The organism is Mesorhizobium sp. M0601 (assembly GCF_040320845.1).
Taxonomy (GTDB): Bacteria; Pseudomonadota; Alphaproteobacteria; order Rhizobiales; family Rhizobiaceae; genus Mesorhizobium.
Window position 1 is genome coordinate 36,510 of the sequence record NZ_JAMYQK010000011.1, and the last position, 24,151, is coordinate 60,660.

The window sequence follows — 24,151 nt, forward strand, 5'->3', positions numbered from 1 at the left end:
CGAGAAACGACGCGGAGAGAAGAATATGGCCGACGACATCACCGAGACCAGCCAGACTGTTGCCGCCGGCCAGCTGCGCGCCTTCATCGAACGAATCGAGCGGCTCGAGGAAGAGAAGAAGACGATTGCCGACGACATCAAGGAAGTGTTCGCCGAGGCCAAGGGCACTGGCTTCGACACCAAGGCGATGCGGTCGATCATCCGGCTGCGCAAGAAGGACCAGGCCGAGCGGCAGGAAGAGGAATCCATCCTCGATCTGTACAAGGCTGCGCTCGGCATGGTGTAAAGGCCGGCCTCGGCGCCGGAGACGATCGCGGGAGAAGCGGTTCTGACCATGGATTCCAGCCATGAGCGAATTCGATTTTGGCGCCCGCCGCGCCTCTGAATTCCGCCAACGCAGCTTCTGGACGCTGTTCGCGGAACGGCATCCGGATGAAAGGGCTCTGTTGGCGAGGCGCGGACCGTGGTTCTGGCAGCGTGGGCTGCCCGATTTCGCATTGGTCCTTTCCATGTATGTCGCGCCTGCGCACAATCATGTCGGCGTCTTCTTCGGCCGCAACGAGAAGTTCGGTGCCACGCAAGCCTGGTCGCGGTTGAAGCCGTTCCAGCCGGCCATCGAAGACAGGCTGAAGCTCAGGCCAGAACAAAGTTGCGACGGCCTCGGCATCAATTCGATGTGGCGGGTGAATTGTTTTGCCGAGGACAATTGGCCGGCGATGACCGACTGGCTGGTGACGGAAGCCTCACGTTTCGAGCGCGCGATTGCCGACGTTCTGGGTCAGGAATAAAGCAGGGTTTCCAGACGCAATCCTTGTGGAAGGGTTGCTCTGGTGAGCAGCCAGGGAGCCGATCGATCGATGACGATCATGTCGCGCGTTGCCGCCTTCTTCCGCTCACGCTGGTTCGGCGGCGTGCCGCTCGATCGGCTGTTCTGGCGCGACCTGGTCGTTGTCGGCACAGCGATCAACGTCGCGTCGTCGGTGGGGGCGCTCATTCTGCTAGGATTGAAGCTGCCGCTTGCGCTCGTCCTGGCGGTGCATTTCGCGCCGGTGCCCTACAATATCTTCCTGACCTTTGCCGTTTGGCGAACTGCCGGAAAATCGAGTGGCGTCATGGCCTCGCTGATGACTCTCGGCGCCACGTTGTGGCTGATCCTGGTGGTTGTGGCCTGACGATCAGGCGGCCGGCTCGAATTTGAGCGCCACGCCGTTGATGCAATAGCGCAGACCGGTCGGTGGCGGGCCGTCCTCGAAGACATGGCCGAGATGGCTGCCGCAGCGGGCGCAATGGCATTCGGTGCGGACCATGCCGTAGCTGCGGTCGACGGTGGTCTCGACCGAACCCGGCACTGGGTCGTTGAAGCTCGGCCAGCCGGTGCCGCTCTCGAATTTCAGCTTGGATTCAAACAAGGGCTGGTCGCAGCCGACGCAGGAGAAGGTGCCGGCGCGCTTCTCGTGCAGCAGGGCGCAGCTTCCCGGCCGCTCGGTGCCGTGGTTGCGCATCACCGCATATTGCTCGGGCGTCAGCCGGGCGCGCCATTCGGCATCGGTGCGGGTAACGGGGTAGGTGTGGCTGTCCATTTTTTCCTCTTAGCTTATGTCGCTATTTGGGTTGCCTTCGCAACTTCGCCTGAAATAGGCATTTGTTACGGCGTTTGCTCGTATTTCCTATCCTGCTGCGAAGAATCCCTCAGGCGATGGCCGCGAGATAGCGCGCAACCGATGCTGAAAATGCCGCCTTTGCATCTCCGATGACGTTCTGGTTCCACCATGCGCCGTAGATATGGTCGAACGTGAAAGGCTCCAGCGCGGCCTTGATGCCGCGCACTTTCGTCGCGTTGAGCGGGATATAGTTCGGATAGCTGTACATAAAGCTGACACGACGGCGGGTCGGCGTCACCTGCAGGATGTCGCCGGCCAGGATGGCATTGCCGCGGTCGCGCTTCCAGTGCAGTACCTGGCCACCGGCAAAGTGGCCGCCGCAGCGGATGAGCGTCAGCGACGGGTTTATGGCGTGCATCTCGCCTTCCCAGCTGATGATTGCCGGATGCGGCCGCATGATCCACTGACGATCATCGGCGTGCAGATAAATCGGCACGCCGCCAAACGCCGCGCTCCACTCGACCATCACCGAATAGTAATGGCAGTGCGAAATGGCGATGGCGGCCAGGCCGCCCCGGCGGTGGATCTCGGCCACCGCCTCGTCGCTGACCATCGAGATGCAGTCCCACAGCACATTGCCGTGGGGCGTTTGCGCCAGCAATGCGCGCTGGCCGATAGCGAAGCGTGGCTCGATGCCGAAGGCGAGCACGCCGGCATCATCCTTGATCACGACCCGATGGCCGGCGGCGAGCTCTTCCGGCGTGGTCCAGGCCTGACCTTCCCAGCGCACATATTGCCGCTCGTCCTCGCAGATCGGGCAATGTCGCGGCGGCGTCGCTGTCGCCGCGAACTGGACACCGCATTGCAGGCAAAGGAAACAGGTCGACCGTCCTGTTTTGCGTGGATCCATTCAGTGCTTCCTTGAAAGTTGCTTCGTCGCGGCTTCGAGGCCGGCGAGCGTCAGCGGAAACATGCGGCCGCCAAAAATATCGCGGATCATGGCAATCGAATGGGTAAAACCCCAGTTCTTCGCGTCTTCCGGATTGAGCCAAATGGCGTTCGGCCATTGCTGCAGCAGCCTGCCGAGCCAGACGGCGCCGGCCTCCTTGTTCCAATGCTCGACCGAGCCGCCGGGTTGAGCGATCTCATAGGGGCTCATCGAGGCGTCGCCGACGACGATCACCTTGTAGTCGGGGCCATATTTATGGAGGAGATCGAAGGTCGGAATCACCTCGGCATGGCGGCGGCGATTGTCCTTCCACACGCCCTCGTAGAGGCAGTTGTGGAAATAGAAATATTCGAGCTGGCGGAACTCGGCGCGGGCGGCCGAAAACAGCTCCTCGACACTCCTGACATGGTCGTCCATCGAGCCGCCGACATCGAAGAACATCAGCAGCTTCACGGCATTGCGACGTTCGGGTTGTGTCTTAACGTCAAGATAACCGTGCTCGGCGGTGGCGTGGATGGTGCCGGGCAGGTCGAATTCCTGTTCGGCGCCTTCGCGCACCCAGCGGCGCAAGCGCTTCAGCGCGACCTTGATGTTGCGGGTGCCGAGTTCGACGGCGTCATCGAAATTCCTGAACTCGCGTTTGTCCCAGACTTTTACCGCGCGGCGGTTGCGGCTTTCGTGCTGGCCGATGCGCACGCCTTCGGGATTGTAGCCATAGGCGCCGAAGGGCGAGGTGCCGCCGGTGCCGATCCATTTCGAACCGCCCTGATGCCGGCCGTTTTGCTCCTCCAACCGCTTCTTCAGCGTCTCCATCAGCTTTCCGAAGCCGCCCAGCGCCTCGATCAGCTTCTTCTCCTCGTCGGTCAGGTGCTTTTCGGCGAGCCTCCGCAGCCATTCCTCCGGGATGTTTGCGACATCGACCGCGTTTTCGCCAGCTTGCGCCTCGACACCTTTGAAGATGTGCGAAAAGACCTGGTCGAAGCGGTCGATGTGGCGCTCGTCCTTCACCAGAGCGGCGCGGGCGAGATAGTAAAAGCCCTCGACATCATAGTCGACCAGCCCGGCCTCCAGCCCCTCCAGCAGCGACAGATATTCGCGGAGCGAGACCGGAACCCGCGCTGCCTTCAGTTCGAGGAAGAAGGGGATGAACATGGTCCGACTTTATCTGTGTCCCTCGATCTTCTCCCGTGCGGCGCTGGCGATAAAGGCGGAACGCGTCAGACCACGCCGACCCGCTTCTTCGTCGATTGCCGCCAAAAGACCTGCGTCGAGCGACAGATTGGCCCGGACAGGCCGTCCGGAATCGATCAGCACAGGGATCATCACGGCGGATTCACCGGCAGCGCTATCGACTTCGCCCAGTCGGAGCAGATCTGCCACAGTGCGCGCCGCGGGCAAGGGCAAGTTCTTCGCCATTCGTGTCTCTGCCCATTCGCGAACGGCAGAAGTCGCATCGGCTATCGCCTCTTCGGGACTTGCGCCACCGCCGTGACATCCGGGAAGATCAGGCACCCGCACTCCCCAGACTTCATCTGCGCCGTCAAGAATTCCGACATAGTGCGTCATGATTCGTCCTTAAATCCATCCAGCAAGCCGGGCGATCGACCGCGCAACACCCAGAGATTGTTCGCGATGCCGCGGCACGATAATCATGATCTCCGGCCTTTCCGGATGCTCGTACTTCTCGTGTTTGCCGCCGCCTACGTTCACCCAGCCGTCACGTAAAAGCCTCGTGACAATCTTGCGCGTGTTGGTCTCGATCAGCGGCACTGTCGCCCCTGATCATGCGCAATATATTGCGCACAGGTGATTATTTCAATCGTTGGCCTCATCATAGCAGATCGTATTCGATGAAGCCGGTCCTGCGCGCCACGTGGTCGTAGAGCTTGCGTGCCGTGGTGTTGGTTTCGTGGGTCATCCAGTAGACGTTCTTGACGCCGATCTTGCCGGCTTCCTGCTTGACCGCTTCGATCAGGGCGGCGCCGACACCCTTGCCGCGTACATCGGGGTCGGCGAACAGGTCCTGCAGATAGCAGTTGTTTATCTGCGACCAGCAGGAGCGATGGTAGAGATAGTGCGTCAGGCCGACGGCCTTGCCGTCGAGGGTGGCGATGAAGCCTTTCGGCTCGAACTCGCCCGCCGTGAACAGCCGCTTCCAGGTGACGGCGTAAACCTCTTCCGGCAGCTTGGTTTCGTAGAAGGTGAGATAGGCGGTCCAAAGACGCCGCCAATCGGCGTGGTCAGATTGCGCCAATGGGCGGATGGTGATCTCGGTCATTTCGTTTCCCTCTGAAGTCGGCAACCTGAAGCTGCCTCCGTGCCCGGCTAGAGGCAACGGTCCAGCACCGGGAAAGCGCTGTCCGGTGACTTCGTGGGCTTCCGGCCGACCGGCCCCTCATCCCTGCCGTCTCGCCATGAAGGCCAGGCGCTCGAACAGATGCACGTCCTGTTCGTTCTTCAGCAAGGCGCCGTGCAGCTTGGGCAGCACGTTCTTCGGGTCGGCGCGCAGGTCCTCGGGCGCGATCTCGTCGGCGACCAGCAGGCGGATCCAGTCGAGTGCCTCGGAGGTCGACGGCTTCTTCTTGAGGCCCGGCACGTCACGGATTTCATAGAATTGCGTGAGTGCGGCGCGCACCAGGTTCTGCTTGATGCCGGGATAGTGCACGTCGACGATTTTGTGCAGCGTCTCGACGTCGGGAAAGCGGATGTAGTGGAAGAAGCAGCGGCGCAGGAAGGCGTCCGGCAGCTCTTTTTCGTTGTTGGAGGTGATGATGACGATCGGCCGGACTGTGGCACGGATGGTCTCGCCGGTCTCGTAGACGAAGAACTCCATCCGATCCAGTTCCTGCAACAGATCGTTGGGGAACTCGATATCGGCCTTGTCGATCTCGTCGATCAGAAGCACGACTTTCTTGCCGGCAGCAAAGGCGTCCCACAGCTTGCCGCGCTTGATGTAATTGCGGATGTCGTTGAAGCGCTCGTCGCCGAGCTGGCTGTCGCGCAGCCGCGAGACGGCATCATATTCATAGAGGCCCTGCTGCGCCCGCGTGGTCGATTTGACATGCCATTCGATCAGATCGATGCCGAGCGCCGCCGCCACCTGGCGGGCAAGTTCGGTCTTGCCGGTACCGGGCTCGCCCTTGACCAGCAACGGCCGCTCGAGCGCGATCGCCGCGTTGACCGCCACCATCAGATCCTTGTCGGCGACATAGGCTGCCGTGCCTTCAAAACGCATTTTTGCTCCCGGGTTCATCGCGCGACCCTAAGGAGGCGGCCTTCGCTGTGCAAGGCGCTGCTGGCAAAGCGGGGATCTTGCCGGCGCGACCCTCGTCGAGCGGTTCTGCGTCGATTTAAGACTCGAAACATGTCGTCTCTCTGGCGCTTGGTCTGCCGTCTGCCTATATTGGCGGAGACGGTCTGCGCTTCCCGGCAGGAGAACATTTTCCCCGGGGCCTTAATGATCCCTAGGGAGCTGTCCCTGGGAAGACCCGTGGGTTTTCTCATACGGCGCCCACCTACTTTGTAGGTTCCCGGGATCGCTCTCTCCACCGGTTGTGTGGATCGTCACCTGTCGAAAAGGCAATGTCTGGCGGATCTTGTCGTCGCGCCGCTTTGTGCGGTGCTCTCACGAACGAAAGCTCGCCCCGCTCCTCCAAAACGTCGCTCGTAAAACTCCATCCAAATCTGACCTTTTCTAACGTCGGCGCATGACATCCCCAAAAGACCTGAAAAAAACTCTCCGCAACCAAGCCCTCGGGCGCCGCGACGCGCTCGATCCTTTCTGGCGGGTGGAGGCAGCACTCGAAATGGCCGAGACGGCGCGCGACCGGATCACGGTCGAGCCGGCCCAGATCGTCTCAGGCTTCTGGCCGATGCGCTCGGAAGTCGACGTCCGGCCGCTGATGTTTGCCTTGCGCGAAAAGGGGGCAAGGCTCTGCCTGCCGGCCATCCTCAACAAGACCACCATCGTTTTTCGCGAACTGGTGCGCGGCGCGCCGATGATCGACATGGGCTTCGGCACCGTCGGGCCGCATGAGGAAGCCGAGGTGCTCGATCCCCAAATGATGCTGGTGCCGCTTGCCGCCTTCGATGCGCGCGGCCACCGCATCGGTTACGGCGCCGGCTATTATGACCGGGCGATCGCGCGGCTGGCCGACAAGGGGCAGCAGCCGCGGCTGATCGGCATTGCCTTCGACTGCCAGGAGGTGGCCCTGGTGCCGGACGAGCCGCATGACGTGATCATTCCGGAAATACTCACCGAGAGCGGGTTGCGCCGGTTCGCGCCGAAATTGTAGATAAGTTCCTGGACGCATGGTCTTTTCCGAAAGTCATGCAGCTTTTTGCTTCGCTGACCTTCGGTTCGGGATCACGCTTATATGAGACTTCTCTTCCTCGGCGACATGGTCGGCAAGACAGGACGTACGGCGGTGTGGGAACAACTGCCCGGCCTGATCTCGGATTTCAAACTCGACTTCGTCATCGTCAATGGCGAGAACGCCGCCGGCGGCTTCGGCATCACCGAGGAAATTTTTCGCGAGACGATCTCGGCCGGCGCCGATGTCGTCACCACCGGCAACCATGTCTGGGACCAGCGCGATGCGCTGATTTTCGCGCCGCGCGAAGAGCGCTTCCTGCGTCCGTCCAATTTCCCCAAGGGTACGCCGGGGCGCGGCTCAGGCGTCTACATCGCCAGGAACGGCGCGCGCGTGCTGGTCGCCAACATCATGGGCCGGGTGTTCATGCATCCCGAGCTCGACGATCCGTTCCAGGCCGGCGAGCGCGAACTTGCCGCTTGTCCGCTTGGCGAGCAGGCCGATGCGATCGTCATCGATTTCCATGCCGAGGCGACCTCGGAAAAAATGTGCTTCGCTCATTTCGTCGACGGCCGTGCCAGCCTTGTTGTCGGCACCCATACGCATCAGCCGACCGGCGATCACCAGATCCTCAATGGCGGCACCGGTTATATTTCCGATGCCGGCATGTGCGGCGATTACGATTCCTCGCTCGGCATGGACAAGGAGGAGCCGCTCAACCGGTTCTTGTCCAAGGTGCCGAAAGGCCGCTTCGAGGCGTCGACCGGACCGGCGACATTGTGCGGCGTCGGCGTCGACATTTCCGACCGTAGCGGCCTGACCGAACGGATCGCGCCGTTTCGCCGCGGCCCGCGGCTGGAGGAAACGGCGCCATCCTTCTGGTCGTGACTTTGATATGGACGCTTGCAATACCCAATTGCCGGCGAAACTGCTCTAGATCGTAGAGGGGACGACCTCCATGCAGCTAGTCGAATTCCTGGCGCCGCATTTCGCCTTTGTCTCCGACCCGACGGCATGGGTCGCGCTGCTGACTCTGGTCGTGCTGGAGGTCGTGCTCGGCATCGACAATCTGATCTTCATCTCGATTTTGACCAACAAATTGCCGGTAGCGCAGCGGGCCCGCGCCCGGCGGCTCGGCATATCCGCCGCGCTGGTGATGCGGCTGATCCTGCTGGCCACCATCTCGATCATCGTCCAACTGACGACGCCGATATTCACCGCCTTCGGCCACGGGTTTTCATGGCGCGACCTGATCCTGATCGCAGGCGGCCTGTTTCTTGTCTGGAAGGCGACCAAGGAGATCCACCACACGGTTGATCTCGATGATCACCAGGACACCATGATGGGCGAGACGCTGCAGCTTTCGCTGGCCGGCGCGATTTTCCAGATATTGCTGCTCGACCTCGTCTTCTCGATCGACTCGATCATCACCGCCGTCGGCATGACCGACGAAATCGCGATCATGTACATCGCGGTGATCGTGGCGGTGAGCGTGATGATGCTGGCGGCCGGGCCGCTGGCCGACTTTATCGCCAGGAACCCCAGCATCGTCATGCTGGCCCTCGGCTTCCTGCTGATGATCGGCACGACGCTGATCGCCGACGGCATGGGTTACCACGTGCCGAAAGGCTACATCTACGCCGCCATGGGTTTTTCGGCACTGGTCGAAGGGCTCAACATGCTGGCGCGGCGGCGGAAGAAGGCAAAAGGCGGCGGGCACTGAGGATGGCCCACCGCGGCTGACCTAATTCCCCGGCACACCCTTCGGATGGCGGTCGCCGATCAGGCCAAGCGTCAGGCCTTGCTCCAGCCACGCCTTGGCGCCGGCGAGCACCAGCGCAAAGCCATCGGTCGAGCCGATCGCCTGCTTGACCTGCTCGTCAGGGCTGCCGGCAAAGCCGAAATTGCGGACCTCGACAAAGGTCGTGTTGCCCGGCATCTCCTCGAAAGTCCAGACCACCGTAGTCGGCGGATCGCTCCATTGCATGACGATCTTCTTGTTATCGACGATCTCACTGACATTGACCGTCGTCGAGACGCCATACATGCGCCATTCCCAGCGAACTTTGTTGCCGCTGTCCAGCCTGTTGCTGCCATGGGTGAACCAGAACTTCGTCGTGATCGCCGGATCGACGAAGGCTTCGAATACGTCGGCGACCGGCCGCCTTATCAGCATGCCGGCTTCGGCGGTCGGTGTTTCGCGGATTTCCATTTCATCCTCCTTTCCACGGCGCCGCCCTGTTCACCAGGCATCGGGTTCGCGCACCAGGTGAATGATGTTGGTCGGGTTGGTGATCCAGCCGCCGCGAAAGCCTTCACCCAGTGCCTCGATGGCATCGCAGCGCACGACACCGGCCTCGGCGAGATGCTCCGCAGCGGCCGGAAAGTCATCGGTGAACAGTTCCAGCCAGATCTCGGCCTGGCTCATCATCGGCGCCTCGTCGATCCACAACCGATTGGGACCGAGTTCGAAGCCGACGGCCGGCGGCTTGGCGGTGAATGGCTTCAGGCCGATGACGTCGCGATAGAAGGCGACCGTTGCCTGGTATTGATGCGGCGGGACCTTCATCGCGATGTTGATGCCGCCGGTGATCTTCGCGGACATTCTTACTCCATTTGCTCTCAGATGTTGTTCTGGTTGGCCGGCTCGCCCTTCATCTCGCTGCGGTAATAGCCGTCGCGCAGATTGATGCCGTATTCGACATAGGCCTTCATGCAGGCCAGCATCTGCGACCAGCCCTCGCAATTGAGGTAGGATTTCTTCAGGCCGACCGCGTCCTCGTGCCAGCCGGTTTCGGCGATGGTGACGAAGGTGCCGCCATCGTCGAGCGGCTCGAAATTCATCTCGATGCGAGTCTTGTAGGCTGGCTTGCCGTCGGCGTCGGTGGCATCCCAGCGCAGCACGATGCGGCTGTCTTTCTTCACCTCGTCGACCTCGACGGGAACCTTGCCCCACCAGATGACGGTGGCGCCCGCCACCAGCAGTGCGCTGGCGCCGCCGATCGTGGTGAAGTAGCCGCTAAGTTTCTTCGGATTGACGACCGCATCGAAGACTTCGGCGACGGGTTTGCCGATGCGGCCAGAAACCCTGAATCCAAGAGACATATCCACAGCTCCTTCCTTGAATGGCTCAATGATATGTTATAGAAATATAACATGTCAAGCCAATCGCGGGACGACAATGTTTTCAAGGCGCTGGCGCATCCGCGCCGGCGTGCGTTGCTCGACCGGCTGAAGGATGCGCCGCAGACCACCGGCATGTTGTGCGATGCCTTCCCCGACATGGACCGCTGCACGGTCATGCTGCACCTGAAGGTGCTGGAGGAGGCCGACCTGGTCGTGGCGCGGCGCGAGGGGCGCGAACGCTGGAACCATCTCAACGCGCTGCCGATCAAGCACATCCACGACCGCTGGATCAGTCAATATGCCACGCACGCGATCAGCATCCTCGACCGGCTGAAATCCGATCTTGAGGGATGAAAGGTTTGCCGAAGCCTGCCGATTTTCGGATCTTGAAACCCTTGCGTGCCGGCAGCAATGGCGCGGCTGGACGAATTGAGCCGATTTATCTATAAGCCGGCCATTCCGACAGCGAGCGCCGTCCGTCCGTCAGGGACGCAGCAGGACGTTCTGAAATTTTGAATTCGAGCATTTTGCAAGATGCCGGGTGGTTCACCAGGCGGCAGATGCTCTAGCCGAGAAGATGACAGGGGTGCCATGGCTGGCCATTCACAGTTCAAGAACATCATGCACCGCAAGGGCCGCCAGGATGCGGTGCGGTCGAAAATGTTTTCCAAGCTGGCGCGCGAAATCACCGTCGCCGCCAAGAGCGGCACGCCCGATCCATCGATGAACCCGCGCCTGCGCCTTGCGGTGCAGAACGCTAAGGCGGTGTCGATGCCGAAGGACAATATCCAGCGCGCCATCAACAAGGCGTCGATGGGCGATGCCGAGACCTACGAAGCCGTGCGCTACGAGGGTTACGGGCCAGGCGGCGTCGCGCTGATCGTCGAGGCGCTGACCGACAACCGCAACCGCTCGGCGTCGAATGTGCGCGCTGCCTTCACCAAGGCGGGCGGGGCGATGGGCGAGACCGGCTCGGTATCGTTCATGTGGGACCGCGTCGGCGAGATCTACTATCCGGCATCGGCCGGCAGCGCCGAGAAGGTGATGGACGCGGCGATCGAGGCCGGCGCCGACGACGTCCAGTCGGACGAGGACGGCCACACGATCTACTGCGCTTTCGAGAATCTCGGCGAAGTGTCGAAGGCGCTGGAGGGCGCGCTCGGAGAGGCTGAATCGGTGAAGCCGATCTGGAAGCCGCAGACCAATATCGCGGTCGACGAGGAGCGGGCACAATCGCTGATGAAGCTGGTTGCGACGCTCGAGGACGACGACGACGTGCAGAGCGTCTACGCCAATTTCGAGGTCGACGAGGAGACCTTGGCAAAGCTCAGCGCGGCATGATCCAACACGCGCTGCCCACAGTCCGCATCACCTATTGCACGCAGTGCCTGTGGCTGCTCAGGGCCGGCTGGATGGCGCAGGAGCTGCTGTCGACCTTCGGCACCGATCTGGGCGAAGTGACGCTGGTGCCCGGCACCGGCGGCATCTTCACCATTTCCTGCAATGATACGCTGGTCTGGGACCGCAAGCGTGACGGCGGTTTTCCCGACGCCGCAAAGCTCAAGCAACTGGTTCGCGACGTCATCGATCCGGATCGCGATCTGGGCCATGCCGACCGCAAGGGCCATAAGTCAAAAGACCCTGCCTGACGGCCTTTTAGGACTTCCGTCCTGCATTCACCGCCATGCGAAGATGAAGCAGCCCAGCGCCACGATGGCGGTGATGGTGCGGACATGGTTCCACATCACCCAGTCCCTGAGATAGGCGGCCCATACCGCGGCGCCGTTGGCGCTTGCCGGATCGACCGCGGCCAGGGCGTTGTTAAGCGGCACGTTGAACATCATCGTCACGATTGGGTTGCCGACGAGGTAGATCAGGGCGCCGGCGAGGAGCCAGAACGAACCCGGTTGGCTCCAGCCGATAAGAGCGCCGGCGGCAAGGACAAGACAGACCAGCCCGGTGCCGAAAAGCGCGGTCATGAATGCCGGCGTAATCACGGTGATGTTGATCGAATTCATGGCGGCGATGCCGCCTCCGGCAGGCAAGCGGGCGAGCGCCGGCATGATAAAGTTGGAGAAGGCGAAGAAAACGCCGCCGACAACGCCTGAGCCAATGGCAGCGACGAAGGTGAGGGTGGGAAGCAGTTTCATGATCATGTCAGTTCCTCCGGCTTCAGATTCGAGCAGTTCGATTGGTGTGTCGTCTAAAAATATGAATGATCCTCACATTTGCGAAACGTGATAAACCCTCGTATTTTCTCAGTCAAGCCATTTTTCTGGAGACAGTCATGGAAGGCACCGCTGCACCGGGTTCCCGCAACGAGCAGATCGCATCGCCGCGCCGGGCGCCGAGCCAGCAGCGCAGCCGCGAGCGGGTCGAGCGCATGCTGGCCGCCGCCTCGGCGTTGATCGCCGAGCAAGGCAGCGACGCCATGCGCATGGGCGAGGTGGCCGAGAGGGCCGGCGTGTCGATTGGCTCGCTCTACCAGTTCTTCCCCGACAAGAGGGCGATCATCTGGGCGCTGGCCGAACGCTACACCGCCGAAAGCCAGGCCTGCATTGCGGCAGCGCTAGCCGAGGTCAATGACGCCGAAGGCCTGCGCCGGGCATTTTCGGAACTGGTGGATATCTACTACGGAATGTTCCTGGCGGAGCCGGTGATGCGCGACATCTGGTCGGGCACGCAGGCCGACAAGGCGCTGAGCGAACTCGAGCTTGCCGACAGCCGGGCCAACGCCGAATTCCTTACAGCCGTGCTGAAACGGCTGCGGCCATCCGCCGATCCGGAAGCGCTCGAAACGACGGCGTTTCTCATCTGGCAGATGGGCGAGGCCGCAATGCGGCTGGCGATCTCGGTCGGGCGGCAAGAAGGCGACAGGCTGGTCGCGGCCTACAAGCGGATGGCCCTGCGCGAGTTGCTCGGCGAGTAGGGCCGTATTTTCCCAACAAAAAACCCGCCACGAAGGCGGGTTTCTCGATCTGCGAAATGCCAATGCGGCTTAGAGGCCGAAGCCTTCGAAACGCTTCTTGAACTTCGACAGGCGGCCACCGCGGTCGAGCAGGGTCTGCTGGCCGCCGGTCCAGGCCGGATGGGTGGTGGGGTCGATATCGAGGTTCATCGTATCGCCTTCCTTGCCCCAGGTCGAACGGGTCATGTATTCGGTGCCGTCGGTCATGACGACCTTGATGGTGTGGTAGTCGGGATGGATATCGGTCTTCATGGGTCTGTTCCTGGCTTGCCGGGTGCTGCCGACGGGCTGAAGCCTGCGTCGATGCGCCCCTTTTTAAAACTCGAAGCCGCAGCTATTGAGGAGCCACGGCTTCTAAAACGGTCGGCGAGCCTATACATCAGCCGGAATTGAATCACAAGGCCGCGGCAAGCGCATATTGATGGCGCAAGCCTCAAAGGGCCAAAGGAAACGGTCATGGCGAACATCAGCGGCGATGCAGACGAGCGCAGGCGCTCGCTGAGGCCGCTGCAGCGCCTGTTTCCCTACATTACGCATTACCGCAAAATGGTCATCGGCGCGATCGTCTCGCTGGCCGTCGCTGCGGCGACGACGCTGGCGCTGCCGCTGGCCGTGCGGCGGATGATCGACCACGGTTTTTCCGCTTCCGATTCCAGCTTCATTGCCGAATATTTCGCCATGCTGGTGGTGATGGCCGCCGTTCTGGCGGCGGCGTCGGCCAGCCGCTACTATTTCGTCATCACGCTCGGCGAGCGCGTCGTTGCCGATATCCGCCGCGATGTCTTTGCCCACGTCACAACACTGTCGCCATCCTTTTTCGACACGGCCCAGTCGGGCGAGATCGTCTCGCGGCTCGCCGCCGACACGACACAGGTCAAATCGGCCGTCGGTGCTACCGCCTCGGTGGCTTTGCGCAACGTCATCCTCGGCCTTGGCGCCGTGGCGATGATGGTCTTCACCAGCCCAAAACTGTCCGGCCTGGTCATCGCGGCCATTCCGCTGATCGTGCTGCCGCTGGTCGCCTTCGGCCGCTCGGTGCGGCGCAAGTCACGGCTGGCGCAGGATACGCTTGCCAATGCCACCGCCTATGCCAGCGAGCAGATCGGCGCGGTGCGCACCCTGCAGGCCTTCACCAACGAGAAGCTTGTAACCAGATATTTTTCGTCCGCCGTGGAAGCAGCGTTCGAAGCGGCGCGGGCCTCGATCTTTGCCCGCTCCTTTCTCACCTTCTTCGCCATCTTCATGATCTTTTCGTCAGTCGTGGCGGTGCTGTGGTTCGGTTCGCGCGACGTGCTCGACGGCACGCTGTCGCCGGGCACGCTCGGTCAATTCCTGCTCTATTCGGTGTTCGCCGCCGGCGCGCTCGGCGCCCTGTCGGAGGTCTGGGGCGAACTTTCCCAGGCAGCGGGCGCTGCCGAACGGCTGACCGAGATCCTGGCCGAGAAACCCGCGATCCAGGCGCCCGCCGATCCGAAGCCGCTGCCGGCAAAGGCGAGAGGTGCGATCAGCTTCGACGATGTCTCCTTCTCCTATCCGGCCCGGCCCGACCGCGCCGCCGTCCATGGCCTGAGCTTTCAGGTCAAACCCGGCGAGACGGTGGCGATCGTCGGACCCTCGGGCGCCGGCAAGAGCACCGTGTTTTCGCTGCTTCTGCGCTTCTACGATCCGGAGTCCGGCGGGATCATCATCGACGGGGTCGATCTGCGCGAGGCCGATCCGGCGGCGATCCGCGCGCGCATCGCCATCGTGCCGCAGGACGTCACCATCTTTGCCGCAAGCGCGCGCGACAATATCGGCTTTGGCCGGCCTGGCGCCAGCCAGGCCGAGATCGAGGCGGCGGCGAAGGACGCGCTTGCCGACGAGTTCATCCTGAAACTCGAAAAGGGCTATGACAGCCAGGTCGGCGAGCGCGGCGTGACGCTGTCGGGCGGCCAGCGCCAGCGCGTGGCGATCGCCCGCGCCATTTTGCGCGATGCGCCCATCCTGCTGCTCGACGAGGCGACCTCGGCGCTAGATGCCGAAAGCGAGACGCTGGTGCAGACGGCGCTGGACCGGCTGATGAAGGGCCGCACCACGATCGTCATCGCCCATCGGCTGGCAACCGTGCTGAAGGCCGATCGCATCCTGGTCATGGATGGCGGCCGCATCGTCGAGGAAGGCACGCATCAGAGCCTGGTCGCCAAGGGCGGCATCTATGCGCGGCTGGCCAAGCTGCAGTTCGACACCGGGGCGAGTGCTTTCAGGGGCGCGGCCGAGTAGCATCGCTCCATCCCGATGAAATCGGGATAAGGCTCCATCTTCTTGTTTGACCATGATCTTTTCCGAAAACCGGCATCCACTTTTCGGGATCATGGAGCCCCGCGGCGGCCGAGATTCTTCAGCTACCGAAAGCTCGGCGTTTGCCGCGTCGATAGGCGATGAACAGGGGAACGCCGACAAGCAACGACAACAAAAGCATGCTGGCGACGGTCTGTCGCTGCTCCTTTGCCGGATCGCTGAGCTGCACATCGGCAGGCGGCTCTTCATAGGTAAAATCGTACTGCCAGCGAACCTGGTCTGCGAGGTCATCGACGGTTTTCAGATAATCGGCAATCGCCTTGGCCGGTACTTCAGTCGCCAGCGTCTGAAAGTTCCATTCAACTTGAAATTCGGTGGGCGTGTTGGACCAGGATGCCTTGAGAGACAGATAGGGCGTCACGACGTTTTTCATCGACTCGCCGGAAAACCTCGCCTTGAGGTTGCGCACGGTCACCTTGTGGCGGCGGTAGAACTGAGGGCCGAGGGAGACGGGCCCGGTTCGGTCGACGATTGTCGGGGTTGGAAGAGAGTTGTTGCCGAGATCGGCCGCGCGGATCGGGAAATTCTTTGCCAGATCGTTGGCCGTCAGCGCTTCCGCCGGCAAGCGATAACTTTCCTTCACGCTCACTATGTTGCCGTCGCGGCGATCCACGATTTCCGGCTTGGCGATGGTTTGGATGCCCGGATATTGCTTGTTGTAGTATTTCAGGTAGGCGTCCGACACCTCGCTCAGCGACCGGCTGGCGAAATTGCCGCGCATCCAATCGGCATCGGCGTCCTCATATGTCGAGAAGACCGTCAGCACGAGGGGATCGCCCGGTTTCCGCGGAAAGTCGAATTCCTCGGCGATCTGGATTGATGGGCTGGTAAGCACAGGGCTCGGCATCTTCTCCAACCCGCCGGTGCTGGAAAGCGGCAGCGCGAAGCCGTAGTCGGGCTGTGCGAGATTGTGCGCCCCGCCGCCCTGAAGATAGTTCGTGGCGTCCAGCCAATATGTCTTTGCTCCGATCCTTGCCTTGACGATGGCATGGTCGAAATCGCGGAGCGCCGGCAGATGCTGGTCCAGGGCCCGTCCCTCGTCGAGATCGGCCAAGGCGACCTCGGCAGCAATGCCAAGCCGCACAAGCGACGAAACCAGCAGCAGGGCCTTGTCCTTGCAGTCACCGAACCCGCTCAGGATGACCGTCGCGGGATCACGCGGAACGTAGGAACCGGCACCCATCGACAGGCTTACATAGCGGATCTGGTCCTGCACCAGCCGCATTGCCTCGACCATCCGGTCTTCGGGCACCGGATGCCGCAGAGCGATGTCGTCGAGCTTTGCGGCAAAGGCCGGGGGAAAAACGGTCGCTGGCTTGTAATAGGGCGCAACGGCATCGACCACACTTTGCCAATTCGCGGTAGACGCGACATCGATGGAGCCCCAGCCTGGATAGGTCACGGGCAGGTTGTCCTCGACATTGACCGGTTTCGGGTTTGGAATCTCCCACAGATAGGTGGTGTCCGGCCCAGTCGGGGAGATTGAGGGCTTGAGTCGGGTTCCCCTTGTCTTGATCTGGAGCGGCTGGTCCGAAGGCCAAATGATGCTTGTGCGGATAAGCGCTACCGGCTCTTCCCATTCGGTGGAGAAATTCTTGAAGAAAAGGTCCTTGCCGACCAGCGGCGTTATCTCATAGGTCGACCCGTAGTCGACGGTGTCGCCGGTGCGCACATCATCGATGTTGACATGTGCTGTCAGCCAGCCGTCGAAGACACCCTTCTCGGCGTCTCTTTCCCTGCGGAAGATGTCGAATTCGACGCCTTCCAGCCGGTCCAGAACGGCACCATCGCGGATGATGTGAAGATGGTTGAGCGTGACCTTGTGCCGGGACGGATCGAACTGCAGATCGATACTCGCGCCACGATCCAGGCCGGGACGGTCGACGATCTTATAGACGGTGCGCGAGTACTCGACATAGCCGCCGGCGCGATGCTTGATCTGGTCGTCCGAGAGCAGCCATGAAACGCCATTCTTGATTTGATCCGATCGGGTGGGATCGGCAGCCGGAATATCAAGCTGCTTTACCCAGCTTTCTGCCGGACCCTTGAGAACCATGTCGTCGGCCATGGCCGGAGAACTCAGGCCGATCAATAAGATGAAAAATACCAAGCGGGGCCAGAAAGACTTCATCCTATGAAAACTGTAACGGACAGACATCTACGCTCGCCCAACTTGGAAGAACTCCTTTTTCAGAGGCTTTCCCACCAAAGTAAAGGCCAGTTTCGCGGATTTCTGCAGTCACCGCGGCAAGAACCTGGAATAGACGAAGCGGCTCAGTTCCCGTACCGCTTCTTCAGGTGATCGGTGAAATGCACGGCATTGAGCTTTTCGCCGGTAGCGCGTTCGAGCAGTTCCGGTGTCGACCAGCGCGAGCCTTGCGACCAGATCCTTTTGCGGCGCCAGTCGTTGATCGCGGCAAAATCTCCGTTGGCGAGGTCTTCGTCGGCTGAAGGATGATCCCTGGTCAGCGCCGCCCATTGCTGCGCCGCCATCATGGCGCCCAGCGTGTAGGAGGGGAAATAGCCGAAGGCGGCACCCGGCCAGTGGACGTCCTGCATCGGACCGTCAGCCGGATTGTCTGATGTCGACAGGCCGAGATAATCGCACATCTTGGCATCCCAGGCTTCGGGCAGGTCGGCTGCTTCCAGCCGTCCCGAGACAAGCTCCTGCTCCAGCTCGTAGCGCAGGATGACGTGCAGCGGATAGGTGACCTCGTCGGCATCGACGCGGATCAGGCCGCGCTCGACCCGGTGCACATGCGGCAGGATGTCGTCGATCGTCCAGCGCTCGCCGAGGTGTCTTTCGACCACCGGCAGCGCCCAGCGCCAGAATTCTGGATTGCGGCCGATCTGCTTTTCGACGAACAGGCTCTGGCTTTCATGCACCGCCATGCCGCGCGCTCTGCCGAGCGGCCAGTGCGCCCACGCCTTCGGCAGATTCTGCTCGTACAGCGCATGGCCGGTCTCGTGCAGCACGCCCATCAGCGCCGACAGGAAATCCGAGGTCTTGTAGCGGGTGGTGATGCGCACGTCGCTCGGCACGCCGCCGCAGAAGGGATGGTGCGAAACCGACAGCGAGCCGTGGGTGAGGTCGAAGCCGACTGCCGCCATCATGGCGAGGCCGAGCTCGCGCTGTTTGTCCAAGGGGTAGCTGCCGGAAAGCGGCTTCAGCGGATGTTTCGCCAGCCGCTCTTCCTGCACGGCCAGTGCCTCCGGCACGAAACCTTTCAGGAAGGTCTTCAACTCGGCAAACACAGGCGTGACGTCGGCGGTGCGATTGCCCGGATCATATTGCTCCATCAGCGCGTCGTAAGGCTCGAGCCCGAGCACCTCGGCGCGAAGGGCCGCCTCCTCGCGGACCAGCGCCACGACGCCTTCCAGCGCCGGCAGGAAGCCGGCCCAGTCGTTCTTGGCGCGCAGGTCGCGCCACAGCTGCTCGGAGCGCATGCGCGCGGTCGTCTGGCGCTCGACGAACTCGACCGGCAGGCAGGTCAGGTTGGTATATTGCCGGCGGAATTCCCTGACCGCGGCCTGCTGCTCTTCGTTCAGCGCCTCCTGCTCGGCCGCCGCGATCCAGTCGGCAATCTCCGGCGCAGTCGCCCGGGCATGGTGCATGCCGGCAAGCACCGACATTGCCTCTGCGCGCTTCTCGCCGCCGCCGACCGCCATATGGGTCGCCTCGTCGGCGCCGAGGATGGCGAGGGCGTGTTCCAGTGCTTCGAGCTTGTGGCCGAGGTCGTCGAGTTTTTGAAAGGACATTGTGGGTTCCGCTGATTTGACGGCGGGAAAAGATACCAATGCAAAACTGTTGGCAACCCCTGAAGACCGTCCGCGACCGATGCATCGACTGCCGGCCGCAACGGTCGAAAGGCATCTTGTGAAAGCGGTGGCGTGCGTGATCAATGTCGTCCGGCGGCGGCAGACCGCGATGGGGAGACGAAACGTGATCGCCAATGTGCTGGTCGGGCTGGTGGCCGTGATCCACCTCTGCATCGCCTATCTGGAGATGGTGCTGTGGGACACGCCGCGCGGCCATATGGTATTCAGGCTGACGCCGGAATTCGCCAGTGCCTCGAAAGTCCTCGCGGCCAATCAGGGCTTTACGACGGCTTTCTCGCAGCCGGCCTGACCTGGGGCTTTACCTCGGCGAAGCCGGTTTTCAGTAGTCTTCTTCTTGCTCTGCGTCGCCGTCGCCGGCCTTTACGGCGGCAACGGCGGGCGCAAAATCCCTGTTCATCGAGACAGTGCCGGCAGTACTGGCGCTGATTGCGCCGGCGTTGGACTAGCGCATGATCCCTGAACCGAAAGCTGGAAAAGGATCATGGGCAAAATCAATTGCCACAGCGCCGGGCATTGCGGCCGATTTCAGCCGCCTGGATAAGTTGGGCCATAGCCGTTGGGATAGTATCCGCCATCGGCGCCGTTGCCGATGAGGAAGGCACTGCCGGTGTCAGCGCGCAGCTTTTGGCTGATATCGTCGAGCTGCGCCATCAACTGCTGATATTGCGTGCTCGGCATCGTTCCACGGCGGGCGGCCCTCTGGGCGGCCCGATCGAGTTGAGCGACCTGCGTGCGCAAGTCACGTGCCTCGCCCGGCTCGAGCTTGTTCGCCCGGATGGCGCCCTGGATACCCGTCTCCACACTCTGGATCTGATTGATCAAGGCCGTCTCACGCGGGCCGGCGTAAGCGCCAGCAAACGGAACGGCGAGGAGAAGTGTGGCGAGGGTAGCAGTCCTGAGATTCCTGGGAGCGAAGAAGCGCATGGTTGCGTCTCCTTTACTGGGGAAGGCGGTGGTTGGGAGGGTCCTGCCTTCCGGCCGCGGGCCGTCAGGTTCCGTCGCGTCGCGATGAGCGGTTCCACCGCCGGCGGTTCTCGGCCCATGACCAAGGCTAAAAGGCCATGGCGGCAAAGTGTAATTAAAAAAAGGTAATTTTTTCAGTTCTTGCCGCTGCCGCACCAGTGCCCTAAATGCCGCCGACTTGAGCCGGCTCGACCTGGCGCATGATACAAGCCAAAGGCTTGCAGATCACCGCTCGGTCAGCTTCAACTCGATGCGGCGGTTCTTGTTGCGCGCCTCTTCGGTATCGGCGGGGTCGAGCGGCTGGAATTCGCCGAAGCCGGCCGCGACCAGCCGGTTGGCTGGCACACCGTTCTCGATCAGGAACTTGACCACCGATGTCGAGCGCGCCGTCGACAATTCCCAATTGTCGCGGTAGCGGCCGGTGCCGGAGAGCGGCTTGTTGTCGGTGTGGCCATCGACGCGCAGCACCCAGTTGATCTCCGGTGGGATTTCCTTTTGCAATTCGATGATAGCATCGGCAAGCTTCTTCATCTCGAGCTTGCCGGCATCGTTGATCACCTCGGAGCCGGTCGGGAAAAGCACTTCCGACTGGAAGACGAAGCGGTCGCCGACGATGCGGATGTTCTCGCGGTCGGCAAGAATTTCACGCAAGCGGCCGAAGAAATCGGAGCGGTAGCGGTTTAGCTCCTGCACGCGTTGCGCCAGTGCGACGTTGAGGCGGCGGCCGAGATCGGCGATCTTGGTGTTGGATTCGCGGTCGCGCGTTTCGGACACGTCGAGCGCTTGTTCGAGCGCTGCGATTTGCCTGCGCAGCGCCGAAATCTGCTGGTTGAGGATCTCGACCTGGCTCAGCGCCTGCTGGCTGATCTGGCGCTGGCTGTCGAGCTCGCCGGAAAGTGCCGTCGCGCGCTGGTTGGCGGCATCGCCGGCACCGGCGCCTTGCGCCAGCAATTGCTCGAGCCGGCTCTTTTCCGCCTCCGATGCAGACAGCGATGCCTGCAAATTGGCAAGGGTGTCCTCCTTGTCCTGCGTCGTCGAGCGCTCCAGCGCCAGAAGCTGGGTCAACTCGTTGATCTGCGAATTGAGGCGGTTGAGCACCGTGTCCTTGCCGGAGATCTCGCGGCCGAGCAGGAACTGCGCCAGCACGAAAACAGTCAGCAGGAACATGATCGCCAACAGCAGCGTCGACAGCGCATCGACGAAGCCCGGCCAGTAATCGATGCGGCGGTCGGAGCGCCGGCCTCGTGCCAACGCCACGTCAATGCACTCCAGGCTTCTTCAAGGCGTCGGCGATCTTCTCCAGGGTGTTGCGCATCGCCTTCTGCTCGTCCGACTGGGCCTCGACCCAGTCGCGCATGATCTGCTGTTCCGAGCGCATGTTCTTGACCAGGCCGGAAATGCCGTCGGCGAGATTGGCCATGGCGGTGGCGACGCGCGGATTGGAGCCGCCGCCATTCTCCTGCAGAGTGCGCAGCTTTTCCGACAACAGCCGGATTTCCTCGGAGGGTTCGGTCTTGGCCGTGTCGGCAACGACGATGTCGGAGGACAGGTCGGTGACCGAGGACAGCCAGTTTTCGAGTTCGGTATAGAAGCGCGTCTGGGCGCGGCCGGCCTGCAGGTCGAGAAAGCCGAGCACCAGCGAGCCGGAGAGGCCGAACAGCGAGGACGAGAAGGCGGTGCCCATGCCGGCCAACGGAGCGGAAAGCCCCTGCTTCAGGGATTCGAGCACGGCCGCGGCATCGCCGGTGCCGGGATCGAGCGACTCGATGGTTTCGCGGATCGAGCCGATCGTGTTGAGCAGGCCCCAGAAGGTGCCGAGCAGGCCGAGGAACACCAGCAGTCCGACAAGGTAGCGCGACGTGTCGCGGCTTTCGTCGAGCCGGGTGGCGATCGAATCCAGCATGGTGCGCATCGAACTGGTCGAGAAGGCAATCGTCGAGGAGCGGCCGATCATCGCCTTCATCGGCGCCAGCAGCACCGGTTCGGTGGTTTCGGAACCGGCGCGGAACGAGTTGACCCAGCGCACCTCGCGGAACAGCCGGCCGACCTGGACGAAGGCCAGCAGGATGCCGACCGCCAGCACGCCGATGATCAGGCCGTTGAGGCCGGGATTGGTGACGAAGGCGGTCGAGATCTGGCGGGTCAGGATGGCGGCTATGAAGGCCACGATGAACAGGAAGATCACCATGGTCAGCAGAAACACCTGCGGGCTCGACAATTTGTGCGGGTCGTAGATCAGAACGTCGGAGCGCCTGCCCATGCCGAAGGATCTGAGAAGAGTCATCCGTGCCCCGTTTCCGATGCCGTCGCCGCCGATCAATTTGTGTTTGCGACTCTAAACGGAATTGTGACGAAATTGAATGGCGCTTGGCAATATTGCCACTGTCCGCGACCGGAGGTCAAAGCCGGTTGATGACCAGGCAGTCGACCATGGCGGCCAGATGCAGGCCGGCGCCGGTAACGACAAAACCATGCCACAGCGCATTGTGGAAGCGCAGGCCCTTCCAGGCGAAGAAGATCACGCCACAGGAGTAGACGATGCCGCCGGCAACGATGAGCGCGATCGATGTCGCCGGCAGCGTCCGCACGAGCGGCTCCACCAGAACGATGCCGCTCCAGCCGATGGCTAGGTAGAAGACGATCGCCAGCCGGTCGAAACGGCCGGGAAGAAAGATCTTGATGGCGATGCCGACCGCCGCGGCGGTCCAGACCAGCACGATCATGGAAACGGCCAGCGGCGAGCCGCCGAGCTGCGCCAGGAAAGGCGTGTAGGTGGCAGCGATCAGCAGATAGATCGCGGCATGGTCGAAGCGCCGCAATATCCATTTTGCCGGCGACGACACCGGCCAGACATTATAGGCCAGCGAAACCGACAGCACGGTGAGCAGCGAGACTACATAGAAGGCGGCGGCGACGTATTCGCCGGGGCCGGTTCGATAGGCGGCCAGTGCCAGCAGCGTCGAGCCGGCAGCGATCGCCAGCACGATGCCCACGGCGTGGACAATGCCGTCGGCGATGATCTCGGCGCGCGAGTAATGCCAACGCCCCATGAAGGGAATGTCGAGCTGGGAGAGTTCGCTCTGGGGTTGGGGCCGGCTGTTCGTCATCGATGATCCTGCGCCACCTTATCTGGGCGGCAGCGGGACAGTATTTCAAGCTTTGGTTGCGGTTTTGCGACTGCGGCGGTTCAGCGCGGCGTGCCTCTATCAGCCGGCTGAGAGTGGCCTTTTGATAGTCTTCAACAGCGCGCGCTGGATGAGTTCGTTGCCGGCGACCAGTGAACCGGCGTTCAGCACATCCTGTCCCCCGGCGAAATCGGAGACGAAACCGCCTGCCTCGCGGATCAGCAAAATGCCGGCGGCGACATCCCAGGCCGACAGGCCGGTTTCCCAGAACCCGTCCATGCGGCCAGCGGCGACGTAGGCGAGATCGAGCGAGGCGGAGCCGAGACGGCGGACGCCAGAGACCTCGGCCATGACATTGCGCAACTCGATGAGGAAATTGCCGTGCTGGCCACGCCCGAGATGCGGCATGCCGCAGCCGATCACCGCATCGACCAGCTTGGTGCGGCCGGCGACGCGCAGCCGGCGGTCGTTCATGAAAGCGCCGCCGCCGCGCTCGGCGGTATAGAGCTCATCCATCGCCGGATTGTAGACGACGCCGGCGACGATCTGGCCCTGGCGCTCCAGCGCGATCGAAACGGCAAAGAGCGGAATGCCGTGCAGGAAATTGGTGGTGCCGTCGAGCGGGTCGACGATCCAGCGGTGCTGGCCGTCGTCGCCCTCGATCACGCCGCGTTCCTCCATCAGGAAGGCGTAGCCGGGCCGCGCCTTGGAGAGTTCGGCAAAGACGATGTCTTCGGCCTTGCGGTCGGCCTGGCTGACATAGTCGCCCGGCCCCTTCATCGAGACCTGCAGGTTCTGCACTTCGCCGAAGTCACGCGACAGCGAGCGGCCGGCCTTCATTGCGGCCTGGACCATGACATTGAGGATCGCGGAACGCGCCATTGCTGTTCTTCCTGTCGCTGCGCCTATTTGCCTTGACGCATGATCTT

General features: G+C 62.2%; 30 protein-coding genes, 1 other RNA gene and 1 pseudogene. 13 read left to right on the forward strand and 19 right to left on the reverse strand.

The features are described from left to right. Nucleotides 1-25 precede the first annotated feature (25 nt). The 3 genes from NKI41_RS12905 (at nucleotide 26) to NKI41_RS12915 (ending at nucleotide 1,172) form a co-directional block, all read left to right on the forward strand. A complete protein-coding gene (locus NKI41_RS12905) occupies nucleotides 26-286 on the forward strand; it encodes a DUF2312 domain-containing protein (protein ID WP_023719653.1) in 261 nt (86 codons plus the stop codon). Nucleotides 287-347: 61 nt separating this feature from the next. After that, nucleotides 348-788, forward strand: coding sequence for a hypothetical protein (locus NKI41_RS12910; RefSeq protein WP_352683328.1), 441 nt, complete (start codon nucleotides 348-350; stop codon nucleotides 786-788). 78 nt (nucleotides 789-866) lie between these two features. Then, on the forward strand, nucleotides 867-1,172 hold the full coding sequence (locus tag NKI41_RS12915; protein ID WP_352613554.1) for a hypothetical protein: 306 nt from the start codon (nucleotides 867-869) through the stop codon (nucleotides 1,170-1,172). 3 nt (nucleotides 1,173-1,175) lie between these two features. On the opposite strand, the gene msrB is transcribed toward NKI41_RS12915, so the two are convergent. The 7 genes from msrB to NKI41_RS12950 all read right to left on the reverse strand — a co-directional run bounded on the left by msrB (nucleotide 1,176) and on the right by NKI41_RS12950 (nucleotide 5,785). Then, nucleotides 1,176-1,580, reverse strand: a complete 405-nt coding sequence (msrB, locus tag NKI41_RS12920) for a peptide-methionine (R)-S-oxide reductase MsrB (protein ID WP_027152870.1) — start codon at nucleotides 1,578-1,580, stop codon at nucleotides 1,176-1,178. 109 nt (nucleotides 1,581-1,689) lie between these two features. Then, entirely contained in the window at nucleotides 1,690-2,511 is an 822-nt protein-coding gene (locus tag NKI41_RS12925; RefSeq protein WP_352683330.1) for an MBL fold metallo-hydrolase, read from the reverse strand. Then, complete coding sequence (locus tag NKI41_RS12930) at nucleotides 2,512-3,702, reverse strand: vWA domain-containing protein (protein ID WP_352471231.1); 1,191 nt, start codon at nucleotides 3,700-3,702, stop codon at nucleotides 2,512-2,514. A gap of 9 nt (nucleotides 3,703-3,711) precedes the next feature. Then, nucleotides 3,712-4,116: a type II toxin-antitoxin system HicB family antitoxin gene (locus tag NKI41_RS12935; RefSeq protein ID WP_254816428.1), complete on the reverse strand. Its 405-nt coding sequence runs from the start codon at nucleotides 4,114-4,116 to the stop codon at nucleotides 3,712-3,714. 9 nt (nucleotides 4,117-4,125) lie between these two features. Continuing rightward, on the reverse strand, nucleotides 4,126-4,320 hold the full coding sequence (locus NKI41_RS12940) for a type II toxin-antitoxin system HicA family toxin (protein WP_126104508.1): 195 nt from the start codon (nucleotides 4,318-4,320) through the stop codon (nucleotides 4,126-4,128). Between the two features lie 61 nt (nucleotides 4,321-4,381). Further along, entirely contained in the window at nucleotides 4,382-4,828 is a 447-nt protein-coding gene (locus tag NKI41_RS12945) for a GNAT family N-acetyltransferase (RefSeq protein WP_352450857.1), read from the reverse strand. A 117-nt stretch (nucleotides 4,829-4,945) separates the two neighbouring features. Further along, nucleotides 4,946-5,785, reverse strand: coding sequence for an AAA family ATPase (locus tag NKI41_RS12950; RefSeq protein WP_352540325.1), 840 nt, complete (start codon nucleotides 5,783-5,785; stop codon nucleotides 4,946-4,948). Between the two features lie 176 nt (nucleotides 5,786-5,961). On the opposite strand from NKI41_RS12950, the gene ssrS reads away from it, so the two are divergent. The 4 genes from ssrS to NKI41_RS12970 all read left to right on the forward strand — a co-directional run bounded on the left by ssrS (nucleotide 5,962) and on the right by NKI41_RS12970 (nucleotide 8,586). Beyond that, nucleotides 5,962-6,117: non-coding RNA, 6S RNA (gene ssrS, locus NKI41_RS12955), on the forward strand. 140 nt (nucleotides 6,118-6,257) lie between these two features. Continuing rightward, on the forward strand, nucleotides 6,258-6,845 hold the full coding sequence (locus NKI41_RS12960; protein WP_352450855.1) for a 5-formyltetrahydrofolate cyclo-ligase: 588 nt from the start codon (nucleotides 6,258-6,260) through the stop codon (nucleotides 6,843-6,845). Nucleotides 6,846-6,926: 81 nt separating this feature from the next. Next, the gene (locus NKI41_RS12965; RefSeq protein WP_023678036.1) at nucleotides 6,927-7,751 is read left to right on the forward strand and encodes a TIGR00282 family metallophosphoesterase; all 825 of its coding nucleotides are present in this window, start codon (nucleotides 6,927-6,929) and stop codon (nucleotides 7,749-7,751) included. Nucleotides 7,752-7,821: 70 nt separating this feature from the next. Next, on the forward strand, nucleotides 7,822-8,586 hold the full coding sequence (locus NKI41_RS12970) for a TerC family protein (protein ID WP_352471227.1): 765 nt from the start codon (nucleotides 7,822-7,824) through the stop codon (nucleotides 8,584-8,586). 21 nt (nucleotides 8,587-8,607) lie between these two features. On the opposite strand, the gene NKI41_RS12975 is transcribed toward NKI41_RS12970, so the two are convergent. From NKI41_RS12975 to NKI41_RS12985, 3 genes are read right to left on the reverse strand one after another with little or no spacing between them, the layout of a single operon-like run. After that, nucleotides 8,608-9,075: an SRPBCC family protein gene (locus NKI41_RS12975; protein WP_352683333.1), complete on the reverse strand. Its 468-nt coding sequence runs from the start codon at nucleotides 9,073-9,075 to the stop codon at nucleotides 8,608-8,610. 30 nt (nucleotides 9,076-9,105) lie between these two features. Beyond that, nucleotides 9,106-9,468: a VOC family protein gene (locus NKI41_RS12980; protein WP_352683335.1), complete on the reverse strand. Its 363-nt coding sequence runs from the start codon at nucleotides 9,466-9,468 to the stop codon at nucleotides 9,106-9,108. Nucleotides 9,469-9,485: 17 nt separating this feature from the next. Further along, a complete protein-coding gene (locus NKI41_RS12985; protein WP_352613345.1) occupies nucleotides 9,486-9,968 on the reverse strand; it encodes an SRPBCC domain-containing protein in 483 nt (160 codons plus the stop codon). Between the two features lie 51 nt (nucleotides 9,969-10,019). Here NKI41_RS12985 and NKI41_RS12990 point away from each other — a divergent pair, with 51 nt between their 5' ends. The 3 genes from NKI41_RS12990 (at nucleotide 10,020) to NKI41_RS13000 (ending at nucleotide 11,638) form a co-directional block, all read left to right on the forward strand. Then, nucleotides 10,020-10,343, forward strand: a complete 324-nt coding sequence (locus NKI41_RS12990; RefSeq protein WP_023678030.1) for an ArsR/SmtB family transcription factor — start codon at nucleotides 10,020-10,022, stop codon at nucleotides 10,341-10,343. A 237-nt stretch (nucleotides 10,344-10,580) separates the two neighbouring features. After that, nucleotides 10,581-11,330 (forward strand): YebC/PmpR family DNA-binding transcriptional regulator, encoded by a 750-nt coding sequence (locus NKI41_RS12995; protein WP_352540320.1) that lies wholly within the window; start codon nucleotides 10,581-10,583, stop codon nucleotides 11,328-11,330. Further along, the gene (locus NKI41_RS13000; protein WP_352683337.1) at nucleotides 11,327-11,638 is read left to right on the forward strand and encodes an Rdx family protein; all 312 of its coding nucleotides are present in this window, start codon (nucleotides 11,327-11,329) and stop codon (nucleotides 11,636-11,638) included. Before NKI41_RS12995 ends, NKI41_RS13000 begins: the two co-directional genes overlap by 4 nt. 27 nt (nucleotides 11,639-11,665) lie before the next feature. Here NKI41_RS13000 and NKI41_RS13005 read toward each other — a convergent pair whose 3' ends face one another. Next, nucleotides 11,666-12,145 (reverse strand): anthrone oxygenase family protein, encoded by a 480-nt coding sequence (locus tag NKI41_RS13005; RefSeq protein WP_352683339.1) that lies wholly within the window; start codon nucleotides 12,143-12,145, stop codon nucleotides 11,666-11,668. Nucleotides 12,146-12,276: 131 nt separating this feature from the next. On the opposite strand from NKI41_RS13005, the gene NKI41_RS13010 reads away from it, so the two are divergent. Next, nucleotides 12,277-12,918 carry a TetR family transcriptional regulator gene (locus NKI41_RS13010; protein ID WP_352683341.1) on the forward strand — a complete coding sequence of 214 codons (642 nt, stop codon included), beginning with the start codon at nucleotides 12,277-12,279 and terminating at the stop codon, nucleotides 12,916-12,918. 69 nt (nucleotides 12,919-12,987) lie between these two features. On the opposite strand, the gene rpmE is transcribed toward NKI41_RS13010, so the two are convergent. Continuing rightward, nucleotides 12,988-13,209: a 50S ribosomal protein L31 gene (gene rpmE, locus NKI41_RS13015; RefSeq protein WP_006327661.1), complete on the reverse strand. Its 222-nt coding sequence runs from the start codon at nucleotides 13,207-13,209 to the stop codon at nucleotides 12,988-12,990. Nucleotides 13,210-13,413: 204 nt separating this feature from the next. Between rpmE and NKI41_RS13020 the strand changes: the two genes are divergently transcribed. Then, nucleotides 13,414-15,216 (forward strand): ABC transporter transmembrane domain-containing protein, encoded by a 1,803-nt coding sequence (locus NKI41_RS13020; protein ID WP_352471217.1) that lies wholly within the window; start codon nucleotides 13,414-13,416, stop codon nucleotides 15,214-15,216. 118 nt (nucleotides 15,217-15,334) lie between these two features. On the opposite strand, the gene NKI41_RS13025 is transcribed toward NKI41_RS13020, so the two are convergent. Further along, a complete protein-coding gene (locus tag NKI41_RS13025) occupies nucleotides 15,335-17,362 on the reverse strand; it encodes a DUF3857 domain-containing protein (RefSeq protein WP_352683342.1) in 2,028 nt (675 codons plus the stop codon). Between the two features lie 206 nt (nucleotides 17,363-17,568). After that, nucleotides 17,569-19,053, reverse strand: a complete 1,485-nt coding sequence (locus tag NKI41_RS13030; RefSeq protein WP_352683344.1) for a carboxypeptidase M32 — start codon at nucleotides 19,051-19,053, stop codon at nucleotides 17,569-17,571. A 184-nt stretch (nucleotides 19,054-19,237) separates the two neighbouring features. Here NKI41_RS13030 and NKI41_RS13035 point away from each other — a divergent pair. Further along, nucleotides 19,238-19,580: pseudogene (locus NKI41_RS13035) on the forward strand (DUF1304 domain-containing protein). A 79-nt stretch (nucleotides 19,581-19,659) separates the two neighbouring features. On the opposite strand, the gene NKI41_RS13040 reads toward NKI41_RS13035, so the two are convergent. From NKI41_RS13040 to NKI41_RS13060, 5 genes are all read right to left on the reverse strand, one after another. Then, nucleotides 19,660-20,058: a hypothetical protein gene (locus NKI41_RS13040; RefSeq protein WP_352683346.1), complete on the reverse strand. Its 399-nt coding sequence runs from the start codon at nucleotides 20,056-20,058 to the stop codon at nucleotides 19,660-19,662. Between the two features lie 264 nt (nucleotides 20,059-20,322). Further along, nucleotides 20,323-21,354 (reverse strand): peptidoglycan -binding protein, encoded by a 1,032-nt coding sequence (locus tag NKI41_RS13045; protein ID WP_352683348.1) that lies wholly within the window; start codon nucleotides 21,352-21,354, stop codon nucleotides 20,323-20,325. A gap of 1 nt (nucleotide 21,355) precedes the next feature. Beyond that, on the reverse strand, nucleotides 21,356-22,381 hold the full coding sequence (locus NKI41_RS13050) for a MotA/TolQ/ExbB proton channel family protein (protein WP_352471212.1): 1,026 nt from the start codon (nucleotides 22,379-22,381) through the stop codon (nucleotides 21,356-21,358). A 115-nt stretch (nucleotides 22,382-22,496) separates the two neighbouring features. After that, nucleotides 22,497-23,204 carry a PAQR family membrane homeostasis protein TrhA gene (trhA, locus tag NKI41_RS13055; RefSeq protein ID WP_352683350.1) on the reverse strand — a complete coding sequence of 236 codons (708 nt, stop codon included), beginning with the start codon at nucleotides 23,202-23,204 and terminating at the stop codon, nucleotides 22,497-22,499. 99 nt (nucleotides 23,205-23,303) lie between these two features. Next, entirely contained in the window at nucleotides 23,304-24,104 is an 801-nt protein-coding gene (locus tag NKI41_RS13060; protein ID WP_023678017.1) for an inositol monophosphatase family protein, read from the reverse strand. Nucleotides 24,105-24,151 lie beyond the last annotated feature (47 nt).